Here is a 15,174-nt window from a genome sequence, read left to right on the forward strand (position 1 = left end):
CAACGACGTTCGCCTTTGTTCTGGGAGGATCTTTTGAACAAGCTGCTACTCGCGGCGCTGGTTTCCGGCGCCCTCTCCATGCCCGCATTCGCTGCCGACTACACCATTCTGGCGCCCGCTGCGCCCGGCGGCGGCTGGGACCAGACCGCCCGCACCATGCAGGAAGCGTTCACTGCCGAAGGCATTTCGGGCAATGTGCAGGTCACCAACGTTCCCGGCGCCGGCGGCACCATTGGCCTCGCCCAGTTCGCGACGCAAGATGCCGGCAATCCCAATTCCCTGATCGTCGGCGGCTATGTGATGGTTGGCGCCATCCTGACCAATATGTCGCCCGTGACCCTCGCCGATGTCACCCCGATCGCCCGCCTTACCGGTGAAGCCGTCGCCATCGTCGTTCCCGCCGCTTCCGATATCCAGACGCTCGACGACCTCGTGGCAAAACTCAAGGAAAACACCGGCGCCGTCTCCTGGGCCGGTGGCTCCGCTGGTGGCGTTGACCACATCACGGCTGGTCTCCTGGCAAAGACCATTGGCGTCGACCCGACCCAGGTCAACTACATCGCCTATTCCGGCGGTGGCGAAGCGCTTGCCGCCATTCTCGGTGGCCAGGTGACCGTTGGTATTTCCGGCATCAGCGAATTCTCCGCCCAGATCGCTGCCGGCGAACTGCGTCTCCTCGCTGTTTCCTCCGAAGAGCGCGTGCCGGGTGTCGATGGTCCGACCCTCAAGGAAGCCGGCGTTGATCTGGCCGTCCAGAACTGGCGCATGGTTGCTGCCGCTCCCGGCATCACCGACGAGCAGAAGGCCGCCATCACTGCCGACGTGAAGGCGCTGGCAACTTCGGCCTCGTGGAAGGCCGCGCTTGAAACCAAGGGCTGGGTCGACACCTATCTCGATGGCGAAGCCTTCGATACGCAGCTTGCTGCCGATATCGCCGCGACCGAAACCATCCTGAAAGACATCGGCCTCGTGCAATGAGCGCTGGCCAATCCAACAGCACGCGCCGCCCCGATGGGGCGGCGCTCGTCATCGCGGTTATCCTCGCCGCCATTTCGATCATCATCTTCTGGCAGACGAGCCAGATGCGCGTGCCGCCCATCCAGCAGCGCGTCGGCCCGACCGTCTTCCCCTATATCGTCGCGACCGGTCTCGGGCTTTTGGCCATCGGCACGCTGATCTCCGCCCTGCGCAACGGCTTTCCGGCCCGCAGCAAGGACGACTACGGCCCCATCGCCTGGATCGTCGGCGGCCTCGTGGCGCAGATCCTGCTGCTCTCGACCGCGGGCTTTTCCATTGCGACCGGCGTGCTCTTCGCGCTGACGGCGAGGGGATTTGGCCGCGGCCCGCTCTGGCAGACCATTCCCATCGGGATCGTCTTTTCCTTCATCGTCTGGTTCATTTTCGCGCGCGGGCTGCAACTCTCGCTGCCGCAGGGACCCATCGAACGCTTTCTGACGACGGGAGCCTTCTGAGATGGACACTTTTGATCTTCTCGCCCAGGGCCTCGTCGCCGCTCTGCAGGTGCAGAACCTGCTTTACGCGCTGATCGGCGTTACCCTCGGCACGGCCGTCGGCGTGCTGCCCGGCATCGGCCCGGCGCTCACCGTGGCGCTGCTGTTGCCCGTCACCTACAAGCTCGACCCCGCCGGTTCGCTCATCATGTTCGCCGGCATCTATTATGGCGGCATGTACGGCGGCTCGACCACATCGATCCTGCTGAACACCCCCGGCGAAAGCGCCTCGATCGTTACCGCGCTCGAAGGCAACAAGATGGCCCGGCAGGGCAGGGGCGGTCCCGCCCTTGCAACCGCCGCCATCGGCTCTTTCATCGCCGGCTTGATCGCCACGCTGGGCCTCGCCTTCGTCGCGCCTTTTGTGGTGAAATTCGCGCTGTCCTTCGGCCCCGCCGACTATTTTGCGCTGATGGTCCTGGCCTTCATCACCGTCTCCGCCGCCTTCGGCGATAGCCCGCTGCGTGGCCTCACGGCGCTCTTCATCGGCCTTGGCCTGGGCATTATCGGCATCGACCAGCAGACCGGCCAGACCCGCATGGCCTTTGGTATTCTGGACCTGCTCGACGGTATCGAAGTCACGACGCTGGCCGTCGCGCTCTTTGCCATCGGTGAAACGTTGAAGACCGCCGCCGACCGTGAACAGGTTGAGTCTTCGGTCATGGCCATCAAGGGCTCGGTCTGGATGACCATCGAAGACTGGAAGCGCTCGTGGGCCTCCTGGCTGCGCGGCACCTTTATCGGCTTCCCCATCGGCGCCATGCCGGCCGGCGGCGCCGATATTGCGAGCTTCCTGTCCTACAGCGCTGAAAAGAGCTTTGCCAAGAAGCCCGAGGAATTCGGCCACGGCGCCATCGAAGGCGTTGCGGGTCCGGAAGCCGCCAACAATGCCTCTGCGGCGGGCACGCTGGTGCCGCTGCTCACCCTTGGCCTGCCGACCACGGCGACCGCCGCCATCATGCTCGCCGGCTTCCAGCAGTTCGGCCTGCAGCCCGGTCCCTTGTTGTTCGCCAACAACTCGACGCTGGTCTGGTCGCTGATCGCGAGCCTGCTCGTTGCCAATTTCATGCTGCTGGTCTTGAACCTGCCGCTGATCGGGCTCTGGGTGAAACTGCTCACCATTCCAAAACCCTGGCTCTATGCCGGCATCCTGACCTTTGCGACGCTCGGCACTTTGGGCGCCAATGGGGCCATGTCCATGGGCTTTGGTTCCGTGCGCATCTCGTTCGAACTGGTGCTGCTGCTCACTTTTGGCGTGCTCGGCTACCTTCTCCGCCGCTTCGGCTATCCGATCGCGCCGGTGGTGGTGGGGCTTATCTTGGGCCCCATGGCCGAACAGCAATTGCGCCGGGCCCTCTCGATCAGCCAGGGCGACCCGGCCGTACTGTTCCACTCGCCGATCTCACTGGTGCTTTACGCCGTGGCGATCATTGCGGTGGTGCTGCCTGTTATCATGCGCATGCGCGGCAAGGGTGCCGTGCTCGGACAATTGGCGAGCGACGAGGACTGAGGCTTTAGCCTGGTCATCCCCACCATCGTCACCACCGGGCTTGTCCCGGTGGTCCATGCCTCCCCGAGAGTGGATTGCCGGGACAAGCCCGGCAATGACGACGAAGTAGAGGGAACTCGGCCATGCAGCCCTCGCATGACCAAAAGCCCAAAAAATAGAAAAAGCCCGGAGGCCAGGGAGGGAAACTGGCATCCGGGCTTTTGTGTCGGCTTCTAGCGCATCAGGCCGCTTGGCGTTTTGGGAGGCAAAACGCCGGGGAGGGAGCAGCGGCCCGCGCGGCTGTTATCGGCCGATCGAGCGGAAGGCGGTGGGTTCGATTCCGAGGGCCGTCAGGTGCTTGGCCTTGGGCGCCCGGCCGGCCTCAACTGCTGCCGAAACCGCTGCGGCACTGCCGAAAACGGTGACGAAGGTGTCGAGGGTCGCAAAGAACTTGTTCTTGCGCGGGGTGCTCATGGTTTTCTCCACTGTCGGACCCGGGACAATCCCGGTTCGCTTCCATGACCCCTAAATGATCCTTCCTTGGCTCAAGCGGTAGTGCGGCTCTCGTTATTCCAGCCATGCGCTGGGCGAATGGGAGCGGCGGGTGCGAGTTGGCGCGTCATGTAGAGCGTCGTGCCTCCCATGAAGGCTTCGCTCTGTTCCACCACATAGCCGAGCTTCTGGTAGAGCGCGACATTGCTGGCAAAAGCCGCATTGGTGAGAAGGCGCAGGGCGCCGAGCCCGGCGTGGCGCGCGAGCTGTTCGGCAAGGACGAGCAGTGCCTGGCCGTGGCCGCGCCGCTGGTGGTGCGGGTGCACGGCGACGTTCTCGATCCAGAGATGATCGGCGCAAAGGCAGGTCTGCAGCACCCCGGCCACCTGTCCGTCGACCGTCAGCAGGTCGAAGCGGAAGTCATGGATGGCCTCGGCATAGTCGGTGAGCATGGGGCGCGGCTCGCGCCCGATAATGGGGATCCACTTGGCATAGGCGGTGCGTACGAGGGCGCGAATGGCGGGGACGTCTGCCGCGGTGGCCGTACTGAAGGCAACGAACTGAGGAGGCATCACTAATCCGAAAACAAAAAACCTGCCAACCGGGCGGAGGCAGGTATGCGTTGAGTCGATGACGGCGTGATAAAACTCAGCCTCGTCGTCGCCCAAGCGCCATGCCCCCGTCCACATGGGATTGGAAGCCACAACGTCGGAGTTTGGGCGCGGGATGCATCATGACAAATAATTGTCGTGCCGCGGGATTTTGGTCAAGGGGGCGGGAACGCATCCCTCGCAACGCGTCACCCTCGGGCTTGACCCGAGGGCTCTGCACTTGTGATGCCGAAAAAAGTGAAGTGTCCTCGGGTCAAGCCCGAGGATGACGTCCGGTGGGTGTGGGCGCGCTTGCCCACAAACAGAGATCCCCGCTTTCGCGGGGATGACACCGTGTTTGGAATGATTCCGAGGGCCCTAGCCGCCGAGGCTCGGCAGCGTCAGATCACCCGAGGTCAGCTTGCTCGCGGTGATAGCGGCATCGGCCTTTTCGCGTGGCAGTTCGAGGCTCGTCCAGACGCTGACCAGCGCATGGCGCAGTTCGAACACCATTTCGTCGGTGTGGAGCGGGGTCGGGGTAATCCGCAGCCGCTCCGTCCCCTTGGGCACGGTCGGGTAGTTGATCGGCTGGATATAGATATTGTGCTTGTCGAGCAGCATGTCGCTGGCGGCCTTCACCGCGCGCGCATCCCCCACGATCAGCGGCACGATATGGGTGGCCGTTTCCATCACTGGCAGGCCGGCATCGGCGAGGATCGCCTTGGTGAGGCGTGCCTGGCGCTGATGCATCATGCGCTCCTGGCCATTGCCCTTGAGATGCTCGATCGAGGCCCGCGCCGCGGCGCAAAGGGCCGGGGGCAGGGCGGTGGTGAAAATGAACTCCGGCGCATAGGAGCGCACGGCGTCGATGATGGCCTTGTTGGCGGCGATATAGCCACCCATGACGCCAAAACCCTTGGCGAGCGTGCCTTCGATGACGTCGATGCGGTCCATGAGGCCTTCGCGCTCGGCAATGCCGCCGCCGCGCGGGCCATACATGCCCACGGCATGGACTTCGTCGATATAGGTCAGCGCGCCGAACTCTTCGGCGAGGTCGCAGATTTCCTTGATCGGGGCGATATCGCCATCCATCGAATAGACGGATTCAAACGCGATCAGTTTCGGCCGCTTGCGATCGACCTGGCTCAGGAGTTCGCGTAAGTGCGCGACGTCATTGTGCCGGAAAATCTTCTTTTCCATGCCGGACTGGCGCACGCCCTGGATCATCGAGGCGTGGTTGAGCTGGTCGGAAAAAATGATGCAATCGGGCAGGAGCCGGGCAATGGTCGAGATCGCGGCCTCATTGGACACAAAGCCGGAGGTGAAGACGAGAGCGGCTTCCTTGCGATGGAGGTCCGCGAGCGAACGCTCAAGCTCGACCAGCGGGCGATTGGTGCCCGAAATATTGCGCGTGCCACCGGCGCCGACACCCATGGCGCCAGCGGTCTCCTGCATCGCTGTCACGACCTTTTCGTGCTGGCCCATGCCCAGGTAATCGTTGGAGCACCAGATGGTGATTTCGCGGGCATTATCCGCGTCGTCACGATAGATGGCCTTGGGAAAGCGCCCGGCGACCCGCTCGAGATCGGCAAATACGCGATAGCGCTTTTCCGCCCGCAGCGTGTCCACTGCATCCTCGAAGATACCACGATAGTCCATGGGGCCGTTCCTTTGCGCCTGCCGAAGCATCGGCAGGAATGCCAATGTGGCTGCATCGCACCCTACTTATGAGCGCGAGAGCCGCATTGATATATGTCAATTCGACGCGCAGCCGCAGAGTTTCCGGCGGCGCTTTCAAGAACCATTCTAAAGTCTCGCCGCCGCTCTGCCAACTACCGATGTGGCCTCGCATCATTGGATTTCGGCCCCGCTGCCCCCGGAAATTTTTCCCGCATGGCTTTCGCTGCAGGCATCGGGTGCACATCTAGGAAATTCCGACGAGGGGGCCAGGGGCGTGTCGATGACCTTTTTCGAGCGAGACTGGGATATTGAGCGTCCCGGACTGACCCTCAAGGGCAGTCTCTGCCTGCCAGCTCGGGAAGGCCAATTTCCTCTCGTCCTGCTGCTTGGCGGCAGTGGCCGGGTCGATCGCGACGGCAATCCGGGCGGACGCGGCGCCGGTATTTACGCCAAACTAGCGCGGGCGCTCGCCGAATTTGGCATTGCCAGCTACCGCTATGACAAGCGCGGTGCCGGCGCCAGCGGCGGCGATTTTCTGGCCACCGGCTATCACGATCTTGTCGAAGACGCGCAGGCCACCTGGGAGGCGCTTGCCGGGACGCCTTTCGTTGATCACAGCCGCATGTATGTGCTGGGCCATAGCGAAGGGACGGCCATATCAGCCCAATTGGCGCCTCGGCTTGCACCGCTCCCCCGTGCGCTCATTCAGCTTTGTCCGTTCGAGATAAGCGCCGAGGCGATGTTGATCCATCAGGCCGAGGGCATAGAGCGGGAGCTTCCTGGCCTCTCCGGCCTCCTCGGCACCATGCTGCGCCTCATGCGCCGCTTTACCGGCCCCTATGATCAGCACATGCGCAGGAAACTGCTCCATGTCCGTGCGCTCGAGGGTGGCACCATTCGGCTCGGACCGGCTCGGGTCAGCGCCCGCTGGCTGCGTGAACTGATCGCGGTTGATATCAACGCGCTTTACCGCGCTGTGCCCTGTCCCATGCTGCTGATCGCGGGGGAAAAGGATTTGCAATGCACCCCCGAGAGCGCGGAGCGCCTAGCCCGGCTGTCACGGGCACCGGCGCAGTCCCATATCGTGCCCAATATGATCCATCATCTGTCCGAATCTGAAGGACCGCCGGCGCTTTTTGATCTGCGCGATATCGATGCGCTGCCGCTCGCACCACGATTGCTGGCGCTTCTCGAGGCGTGGTTCGCCCGTGAAAATGGAAGAAAAAATATCACGCCGGCATAAATTGCGTGTTTTGTGCCGCCGCGCATTAACCGGCAAGGCCGCAAGTCATTGCCGGTTAAGAAAGAGTACGCTTAGATTATCGGGCCGGGGGGATACGGCATGAGGGGGTAATCAAGTGAAGAGTTTTTCTTCGTCTTCTTTTGCAGGCCAGCACGCCGATGCGATGGCCCTGGCCAGCGCGGCTGTAAAGCAAGATCCGCAGGCCCTGTTCACCGATTTCCAGTGGTTCCTTTATCAAGGCCAGGACACGGTCTTCTTTACCGCCTTTTCGACCCAAAGCTATGACAAGGAGAGCCTGGGCAATGTGGTGGCCGAAATGGTCGCGCTTGCGCCACAGCTCACCCATGGCTTTGTCGGAGCCCAGCCGGGCCAGCCTTTCCCCAAGCATCTGCTCGATGCCATCACCTCGGTGGAAATGGTCGACGAGTTCGACGGCTATCCCGACAAGTGGCTGAGCACGTCCGACGATATTTTTGAGCGCAAGGACTTGCCGCTCTTTCGCCTGATGGCGGCGGTTCGCCGGGGTGGTCCGGATGCAGAGGGTCGCGCCGCGGTGCTGCAGGTGCGATCGAGCCACGCTTTGCTCGAAGGCTCGGATTCCGCGCTCCTGACGCGCTCGGCCTCGGCCGGCCATGGCGTCCAGTCCGACAAGGGCAACAAGCTGCCGCTCTTCGATCGGATCAAGAGCGCATTTCGCGGCGGCATGACCGCGCTGATCTATCTCGCCCTTGCCAATGTCTTCGCGCCCAAGGAGCAGCCCTGGGGTTTCAAGACGCTCGCCATCGAGCGGCATCGCCTGCGCCAGCTCGCCAACAAGCTCGGCGTGCGCCAGCGCTCGCTGATGTTCGCGCTCGTCACCCATGCGCTCAATGGTGAGGGCGCAGAAAAGCTGATGAGCAAGAAGGTGATCGGGGCGGCCTATACCATGCTCGACACCAAGCGGAACAATACCGATGACGACTTCTTCCGCGTCCGGGCGCTGGAAGCCAAGTTCAAGGTCATGGACGATTTTGTCGCCTATGTCCGCGCCGTCGACGATACCGTGGCCGGCATCGAGCAGAAGGACATCACCTCGTTCCAGGTGATGATCATGGCCATGTTCCGGGCCATGCGCGCTCTCAATCGCGTCTTTCCGGGCCTCCCCAACAAGCGCTTCTGGCGCTTCAATGGCGGCATGCACATTGTTCTTACGCTTGTGCCGCCGCACCGCACCTATGGGCCCATGACCCATGGCATGGTCGAGCCGCTCTATTGCGGCGCCTGGCACGCGGCGGTGAACATCTGCACCTTCTGCCCCGGAAGAGACTATGTGACGCTGAATTTCTCCATGGAGCAGCGCCACATCGCCAATGTCGACAAGATCCTGCGCCTGCTCGACGAAGTGGAAGCCCGCGATGTCGCGCCGCACAAGATGATGCCCTCGGTGGAGCGTCTGCACTGAGGTCCGGCAATGCAGGGCATAGACCTCTCGCGCCGCTTCTACGGTGACATCGTCGCGCCCTGGCTTTTGCGCGTGGCGCCAGACGTGCCGCATTCCGCCGCGCTCATCGGCTATGGCTCGGAACTGCTGGGTTTTGACGATGAGACCTCGAAGGACCACAATTGGGGTCCGCGGGTCCATATCTATCTCGGTGAGGACGATTTCAAAGCGCATGCATCGCGCCTGCTCGCCGACTTCGGAGAGGTCGTGCCCGAAACCTTCCTCGGCGAACCTGCCGGCTGGCGCAGCCGCCCGCATCCGGCGGCCAGTGGGCCCGATGCCGTTGGTGCCATGGAGCACGGGCTGGAGTTTCACACTTTTGAGGGGCGGCTCGAAGCCCATACAGGTCTACGCTCGCTCGAAAATCTGACCACGCTCGATTGGCTGGGCCTGCCCGAACAAAGCCTCCTCGCCTTCACTGCCGGCGCCGTTTTTCGCGACGATGGCGGCCGGCTCGAAGCCCTGCGCAAAACCCTTGCCTATTTCCCCCGCGATGTCTGGCTCTACAAGATCGCCTGCCAATGGCTCCGTATTGCCGAGGAGCAGGCCTTTGTCGGCCGCGCCGGGCAGGCCGGAGACGATCTCGGTTCCCGCATCATTGCCGCCCGCTTGTGCCGGGACGTGATGAGTATGGGATTCCTGCTTGAGCGCCGCTATGCACCCTATCCCAAATGGTTCGGCAGCGGTTTTTCGCGCCTCCCCATCGCCACCGTTCTAACCCCGCATCTCGAAGCCGCCTTGCGCGCCGAGGCGTGGCAGGAGCGGGGAGAAGCGCTCGCTGCTGCCTATCTGGCATTGGCGCAATGGCAGAACGCTCACGACATCGCGCCCTTCGAGCCCGTTGTCGGGCCCTATTTCGACCGGCCCTTCACCACCATCAATACCGATGACGCTGTCGCCAGCGCCATGGCCGCGATTGTCGATCCGGCCATTGCCGCGCTTCCGGTCGTGGGGGCCGTGGATCAGGTCAGTGACCTGACCCCGCTTCTGACCAATCCTGGAAAGACGCGCGCCATTATTCGCCAGCTCTTTGCCGAGTGAGACAGCTGGCTGCCTTCTCGCAATATTCGTGTCTATATTCATCCATCGTTCAGCATCTTTCCCTCATCACGCTCCTGCCGTAATGAAGGGTCAATCAAAGGCCACTGTTCAGATTCCTTCGGGGGAAAACATGAAGACCAAGGTTCTCGTCGCACTTGCCGCCGCTCTGGCGCTTTCTGCCTGCACCACCACCAATCCCTTTACCGGCCAGTCCCAGGTTTCCAACACTGCCGGCGGTACGCTGATCGGCGCCGGCGGCGGTGCCCTGGCCGGTGCCATCGTGGGCGCAGCCGTGGGCGGCGACCCGCGCATCGGCGCACTGATCGGCGCTGGTGTTGGCGGCCTCAGCGGCGCAGCCATCGGTTCCTATATGGACCAGCAGGAAGCCGAACTCCGCGCCCAGCTCCAGGGCACTGGCGTTTCGGTGACCCGCGTCGGCGACCAGGTCATTCTCAACATGCCCTCAAACATTACCTTCGCGACCGATTCCGCGACCGTGCAGCCGCAGTTCAACCAGACCCTGGTCTCGGTCGGTCTCGTGCTGCGCAAGTTCGACAAGACCATTGTCGACGTCTATGGCCACACCGACTCCACCGGCAGCGCTGCGCACAATCTCGAGCTTAGCCAGCGCCGCGCCGTTTCGGTCGCCACGATCCTCGCCAATCAGGGCGTCGATCAGCGCCGCTTCTTCATCGAAGGCAAGGGCGCTTCGAGCCCGATCGCTTCGAACGCCACCGAAGCCGGCCGCGCGCAGAACCGCCGCGTCGAAATCCAGCTTTCGCCCATCCGCGGCTAAGCTTGATCTTTGCCTGATCAGAAAGCGGCCCTCCGGGGCCGCTTTTTTATTGCGTGGTGGTTTCGGTCACCGGGGCCGCCGTCGGCGTGCCGGGCTGCACATCGGTGCCCGGTGCGCCCGAAAAGATCTGCATGGCGAGGACAATGGCCGCGACGACCGCAATCGCCACCACCCCATAGAGCCACCACTGGCCCGGACTGGTGCCGCCCATCGCCGCTTCGATATCGCCCGTCGGGCGCAGATCCGAGCCATCGGGCACATCGATCTTCGAGCCCTTTTCGTCGATCAGAAAGTCCACCTTGGCGACGCTGGGCGCCGGCCCTTCAGTGTTATTGGCCATCAGTAATCTCCCTTGAACACGGTTTGAGTCCCCACCCCGTGCTGTACGCCGCGATGCACATGGGCGATGGCCTCGTCGATTTCGCCCGAGGTAAAGCCGAATCCCCGTCCTTCCGCCTCGGCGCCGGACGCATCGGCCCGGAGCTGGTGCAGCAGGTCGAGCTTTTCGCGCGCGGTGAAGAGGCTGTGCTGGGCAATCTGCATCGGGGTCAGGCTATCCCGGCTCATGATCTCACGTTCAAGATTGCCGAAAACCATTTTTCCCTCCTCGTCTCATGCGCTTAAGGCCACAAAGAAAAATGCTTGTCGCGGGCGACAAGTTCCATTTGTGCGCAATTGGCAAAGGGTCGGATTAACGCGGCCTTGAGAGGTCCCTGCGCATCCTCATGCACGGCGAGGGGATGCCGATGAATTCAGTTGTATCGTTTCTGATAGCGACAAAGCACCAGAACAAGGTGCAATTCGGCCTTTGGCTGGTCTGCTTCCTGGCGCTGCTGGCGGCCAGCTCCTGGTTCATGCTGCGCGAACTCAATGCCAGCATGAATACCGACGTCTCGCGCGCGCTCGAAACCTATACCAAGGTGCGCAGCGCCGTGGTCGAGACGCTCGACATCATGGATCGCCAGCTCACCGCCGATCCCTGCTCGGCCGACTATGCCGCCCAGCAGCGCCGCGTTGCCTTCCTGCCCGACGGCATGAACGAGCTTTTCTTCTTTGAAAGCGGCAAGATCATCTGCACGGCCAATAACGGCCTCCTGCCCACGCCGATTGATCTGGGCGAGCCCGATATCGTTCCCTCCAATCCCTTCACGGTCACCCTCTGGGTCAATCGCAATCTCGACGCCCTGGGATTGACGGGTCTGAGGGGAAGTTTTGCCGTACGCGGCAATCACGGCATGGTGGTTCCGGCAACGCCCATTCCCACCGGCATTTCCAAATGGCTCGAATTCGAGGTGGTCCTGCGCGCCCCCGACGGGCGCTGGTGGCACACCTCCGGCGCGTCCGGCCTCTATGTGCAAGGCCTGGCCGAAAGCAATGGTCCCTTCGGCCTGCGCAATGGCGCCCTGACCACTATCCAGTGCGACGTCGCCGGGCTGCATTGCCTTGCCGCCCGTGCCACGCTCGGCCAATTGCTGGTCGTCGGCGGCGCAGTTTTCGGCTTGAGCCTTGTGGTCTGCGGCATCCTGGCGGCGTGGCTCTCTAGCAAGATCTACGCGCAGCTGGCGCGCCGCTGGTCCTTCGAATCCCGTTTCCTGCGTCGCTTCCAGTCCCAGGGCGTGACCTGCGCCTATCAGCCCCTGCTCAATCTCGAAAAGGATCTGGTCACCGGCTGCGAGGTCCTGGCGCGCTGGCGCGATGTCGATGGTACGCTGATCTATCCCGATCGCTTCATCCCCATCGTCGAAAAGCACGGCCTGACCCAGCCCTTCACCCGCCTCATCGTCGCGTGCGCCCATGCCGAACTGCTGCCGCTCGTGCCCATGGGCAAGCGCATGCAGGTCAATTTCAATATTTTCCCGCAAGATCTCGATGCCGCCGTGCTGCTCGACATCTTTGCGCCCTTCCTCAGCTCGGCCTCGCGCTTTGATCTCACCATCGAAATCGTCGAGACCGGTGCGCTCGAACTGGATACCGCCCAGGGCGAAATCGAGCGCCTGCGCGATGCGGGCGTCCACATCTATATCGACGATTTCGGCGCCGGTTATTCGTCCATGCATACTCTCGCCGGCCTCTCGGTCGACGGGGTCAAGCTCGATCGCAGTTTTGCCATGGCGCCCGACGAGTCGGTCATGGCCCGCATGCTCGATCACGCCATCGACATGGTGCAGGATTCGGGCCGCAGGGTCGTGGTCGAAGGCGTCGAGACGGCGGCGCGCCTTGCCGCGCTCAAGGCCTGCGGCAAGGTCCATTTCGCGCAGGGCTACTATATTTCCCGCCCGCTCGACCGCGATGCCTTTGCCCGTTTCCTCGCCGATCGTGGTCCCCGCCCCAGCGCAAGGCCGCGATTGGTTGCCTGATCACATTTGCCTCAAGCCGGGCAACCGCTTCCGGTGACACTGCGTTGGTCGGCCATGGATAAACCCAGGAGGACCGACATGGCCTATGATGACATCAGCAAAGCTGACGCCAATATCAAGGAAACTCACGATCTGATTGCTTCCGACAAGGTCGAAGGCACCAAGGTCTATGATCCCATGGGCGAGCATATCGGCTCGATCGAACGCATTCTCGTCGAAAAGCGCTCCGGCAAGGTGTCTTACGCCGTGCTGAGCTTTGGCGGCTTCCTCGGCATGGGGCACGAACATTATCCGTTGCCCTGGTCGAAGCTGAACTATGACGAAAGCCTCGGCGGCTATCGCGTCGATGTGACCAAGGCCCAGCTCGAAGGCGCCCCGCGTTATGAACGCGAAGAGGACGAATACTGGACCGAAGAAAACGGTCGCCGCGTCTACGACTACTATGGCGTGACGCCCTACTGGATCTGACCCTTTCCGGCGCTCGGGAGCTCCCGGGCGTCAACGGCTTTCAGCACCAGCGACTTTTCAGGCAGACATTTTCAATCAAGTGATGCTGCATCGGGTCGGCCCCTTTCGGGTGCCGGCCTTTTTGGTTTTTTGGGTTTTTGGGCTTGCTGAGCCGAGCAACCCCACCCACAGGCTGTCACCCCGGCGAAGGCCGGGGCCCATCCTGAGATCTCAAGATGGATCCCGGCCTTCGCCGGGATGACAGCCGGTGGGTGTCGAGTGTCCAGCCAGGAACGAAGCGGTGCATGGGGCCTACCCCGCCCGGCTTCCCCGTCCCGATTGGTTGGCAAGCCCGCTGATCGTTGCCCGCAAGGCGGCCGGCTTCACCGGCTTAGTCACGACCAGAATGCCGCGATCTTCCGCCAGCGCCCGCACAGCCGGGCTACGATCGGCCGTCACCAGCGCTGCCGGCAAATGCCCGCCCAGATTATGCCGCAGCCATTCGATGGCATCGAGCCCCGAAGTCTGGTCGAGGTGATAATCCATCAGCACCAGATCGGGATACCACCCCTCGAGCAGGCGCTCCCTGTCGATCTGCTTGAGCGACAGGGCCACGCGCACATCGCAACCCCAATGCTCCAGGAGGCCCTGCATGGCTTCGAGAATGGCCTTTTCATTGTCGACGCACAGCACCTTCAAATTCAGCGTGCCGACATTGCTTTCCACCATCGGCCAAGCTTCGCCCTGCGCCGGCCGCGCATTGCGCACCACGGGCAGGTAGAGCGAAAAGCGCGAGCCGCGACCTTCCTTGCTGTCGAGCTCCAGCGTCAGGTCCATGGCCGTCACGAGACGCTGCACGATGGACAGCCCAAGCCCCAGTCCCTGCGCCATGCGCGCCGCCCGGTCGAGCCGCGAAAATTCGGCAAAGACCAGCCGGTGCTGGTCGCGATTGAACCCGATGCCCGTATCGATCACATCGAGCCGCAGGCGATTGCCGCGGCGCCGCAGCCCCACCAGCACCTTGCCGCCCGCAGGGGTATATTTGATGGCGTTGGAAACAAGGTTCTGCACGATACGGCCGACCAGCGAGCGGTCCGCCATCACCGAGGCCGCCGTCTTGACGATCCGCAGCGTCACGTCGTGCTCGCGGGCGAGGGGGGCGAATTCCACCTCGGCTTTTCGCAACAGGTCCTGCGCCGCCACCGGGGCCGGCGCAGGCTTGAGCGCGCCGCTATCGATGCGCGAAATATCGAGCAGCGCCGACATGATCTCTTCAACTGCCGTCAGCGAGGCCTCGATGGAGGTCGCCAATTCGGCAAAGGCGGTCGATTTGGCCCGCTCGATCAATGTGGACGTATAGAGCCGCGCGGCATTGAGCGGCTGCAAGAGATCGTGGCTGGCCGCGGCGAGAAAGCGCGTCTTGTCGTGATTGGCCGCATCCGCCTTGGCACGCGCGATCTCAAGCTCGGCATTGACGCGCGTCAGGTCCGCCGTGCGCTCCTCGACCCGTCCTTCGAGCGAAAAATTGACGCGTTCGAGTTCACGCTCCGCCTTCACCCGCGCCGTCACATCGGAAAAGCTGATGACGAGGCCGCCATCCGAAAGCCGGCTCGAATGAAATTCCAGCGATTGCCCGGCATTGCCGAGCCGCTGGGTCACCGTTATCGGCGCTTCGGTGAGAAGCTTGATGCGCTCGATGGCGAGCCGCGCTGCATCGCCGGGGCCGAGGTCGCCGCGTTCGGCAAGGAACAGCGCAATGTCGAACAGGGCCGCCCCTTCGCGGATCAAATCCTCCGGCAGAGCAAGCAGCAGATTATAGCGCCGGTTCGACACGACGAGCCGCAGCCCCGCATCGAAGACCGCGATGCCCTGGGGCAGATAGTCGATGGCCAGCCGGAGACTGGCCGCACTGTCAGCAGAGGAAAGCGCCATGGGTTTCAGACAAACTCGAATTGTTGAGAGCCGTTATCGGCCCCCCGACGCAGGGGCGCAAGTTCGACTGAGGGACCATTGCAAATTGCCGCGAGGTCGGAAATGTTGGTTATCCC

15 protein-coding genes and 1 pseudogene are annotated in these 15,174 nt (G+C 62.8%); 9 read left to right on the forward strand and 7 right to left on the reverse strand.

The annotated features are described in order from the left end of the window. Positions 1-78: 78 nt before the first annotated feature. Genes NVV77_RS21510 through NVV77_RS21520 form a run of 3 tightly spaced genes read left to right on the forward strand, consistent with a single transcriptional unit; the run spans position 79 to position 3,021 of the window. On the forward strand, positions 79-978 hold the full coding sequence (locus tag NVV77_RS21510) for a tripartite tricarboxylate transporter substrate binding protein (protein ID WP_295416916.1): 900 nt from the start codon (positions 79-81) through the stop codon (positions 976-978). Then, positions 975-1,472, forward strand: a complete 498-nt coding sequence (locus tag NVV77_RS21515) for a tripartite tricarboxylate transporter TctB family protein (protein ID WP_295416760.1) — start codon at positions 975-977, stop codon at positions 1,470-1,472. The genes NVV77_RS21510 and NVV77_RS21515 overlap by 4 nt, the downstream gene beginning before the upstream one ends. 1 nt (position 1,473) lies before the next feature. Next, positions 1,474-3,021, forward strand: a complete 1,548-nt coding sequence (locus NVV77_RS21520; RefSeq protein WP_295416763.1) for a tripartite tricarboxylate transporter permease — start codon at positions 1,474-1,476, stop codon at positions 3,019-3,021. Between the two features lie 282 nt (positions 3,022-3,303). On the opposite strand, the gene NVV77_RS21525 is transcribed toward NVV77_RS21520, so the two are convergent. The 3 genes from NVV77_RS21525 to hemA all read right to left on the reverse strand — a co-directional run bounded on the left by NVV77_RS21525 (position 3,304) and on the right by hemA (position 5,741). Then, positions 3,304-3,474: a hypothetical protein gene (locus NVV77_RS21525; RefSeq protein WP_169745526.1), complete on the reverse strand. Its 171-nt coding sequence runs from the start codon at positions 3,472-3,474 to the stop codon at positions 3,304-3,306. 71 nt (positions 3,475-3,545) lie between these two features. Beyond that, positions 3,546-4,064 carry a GNAT family N-acetyltransferase gene (locus NVV77_RS21530; RefSeq protein ID WP_295416769.1) on the reverse strand — a complete coding sequence of 173 codons (519 nt, stop codon included), beginning with the start codon at positions 4,062-4,064 and terminating at the stop codon, positions 3,546-3,548. A gap of 396 nt (positions 4,065-4,460) precedes the next feature. After that, positions 4,461-5,741, reverse strand: coding sequence for a 5-aminolevulinate synthase (hemA, locus tag NVV77_RS21535; RefSeq protein ID WP_295416772.1), 1,281 nt, complete (start codon positions 5,739-5,741; stop codon positions 4,461-4,463). A gap of 301 nt (positions 5,742-6,042) precedes the next feature. On the opposite strand from hemA, the gene NVV77_RS21540 reads away from it, so the two are divergent. The 3 genes and pseudogenes from NVV77_RS21540 to NVV77_RS22060 form a co-directional block, all read left to right on the forward strand. Then, complete coding sequence (locus NVV77_RS21540; protein WP_295416775.1) at positions 6,043-7,005, forward strand: alpha/beta hydrolase; 963 nt, start codon at positions 6,043-6,045, stop codon at positions 7,003-7,005. Positions 7,006-7,120: 115 nt separating this feature from the next. Then, the gene (locus tag NVV77_RS21545) at positions 7,121-8,446 is read left to right on the forward strand and encodes a hypothetical protein (protein ID WP_295416777.1); all 1,326 of its coding nucleotides are present in this window, start codon (positions 7,121-7,123) and stop codon (positions 8,444-8,446) included. Between the two features lie 330 nt (positions 8,447-8,776). After that, a pseudogene (locus NVV77_RS22060) lies at positions 8,777-9,151 on the forward strand (DUF4037 domain-containing protein); the annotation flags it as partial. Between the two features lie 185 nt (positions 9,152-9,336). Here the strand turns inward: NVV77_RS22060 and NVV77_RS22065 are convergent. After that, positions 9,337-9,417: a hypothetical protein gene (locus tag NVV77_RS22065; RefSeq protein WP_367178672.1), complete on the reverse strand. Its 81-nt coding sequence runs from the start codon at positions 9,415-9,417 to the stop codon at positions 9,337-9,339. Positions 9,418-9,656: 239 nt separating this feature from the next. Between NVV77_RS22065 and NVV77_RS21555 the strand changes: the two genes are divergently transcribed. Then, a complete protein-coding gene (locus tag NVV77_RS21555; RefSeq protein WP_295416782.1) occupies positions 9,657-10,322 on the forward strand; it encodes an OmpA family protein in 666 nt (221 codons plus the stop codon). Positions 10,323-10,368: 46 nt separating this feature from the next. Here the strand turns inward: NVV77_RS21555 and NVV77_RS21560 are convergent, their stop codons facing one another. Next, complete coding sequence (locus NVV77_RS21560; protein ID WP_295416785.1) at positions 10,369-10,662, reverse strand: hypothetical protein; 294 nt, start codon at positions 10,660-10,662, stop codon at positions 10,369-10,371. Continuing rightward, entirely contained in the window at positions 10,662-10,919 is a 258-nt protein-coding gene (locus tag NVV77_RS21565) for a hypothetical protein (RefSeq protein ID WP_295416787.1), read from the reverse strand. The genes NVV77_RS21560 and NVV77_RS21565 overlap by 1 nt, the downstream gene beginning before the upstream one ends. Before the next feature lie 149 nt (positions 10,920-11,068). On the opposite strand from NVV77_RS21565, the gene NVV77_RS21570 reads away from it, so the two are divergent. After that, on the forward strand, positions 11,069-12,679 hold the full coding sequence (locus NVV77_RS21570; RefSeq protein WP_295416788.1) for an EAL domain-containing protein: 1,611 nt from the start codon (positions 11,069-11,071) through the stop codon (positions 12,677-12,679). Between the two features lie 78 nt (positions 12,680-12,757). Further along, positions 12,758-13,147 (forward strand): PRC-barrel domain-containing protein, encoded by a 390-nt coding sequence (locus NVV77_RS21575; protein WP_295416791.1) that lies wholly within the window; start codon positions 12,758-12,760, stop codon positions 13,145-13,147. A gap of 291 nt (positions 13,148-13,438) precedes the next feature. Here the strand turns inward: NVV77_RS21575 and NVV77_RS21580 are convergent, their stop codons facing one another. After that, positions 13,439-15,058: a hybrid sensor histidine kinase/response regulator gene (locus NVV77_RS21580; RefSeq protein WP_295416793.1), complete on the reverse strand. Its 1,620-nt coding sequence runs from the start codon at positions 15,056-15,058 to the stop codon at positions 13,439-13,441. Positions 15,059-15,174 lie beyond the last annotated feature (116 nt).

The organism is Devosia sp. (genome assembly GCF_024707125.1).
In the GTDB taxonomy this organism is placed as follows: Bacteria; Pseudomonadota; Alphaproteobacteria; order Rhizobiales; family Devosiaceae; genus Devosia.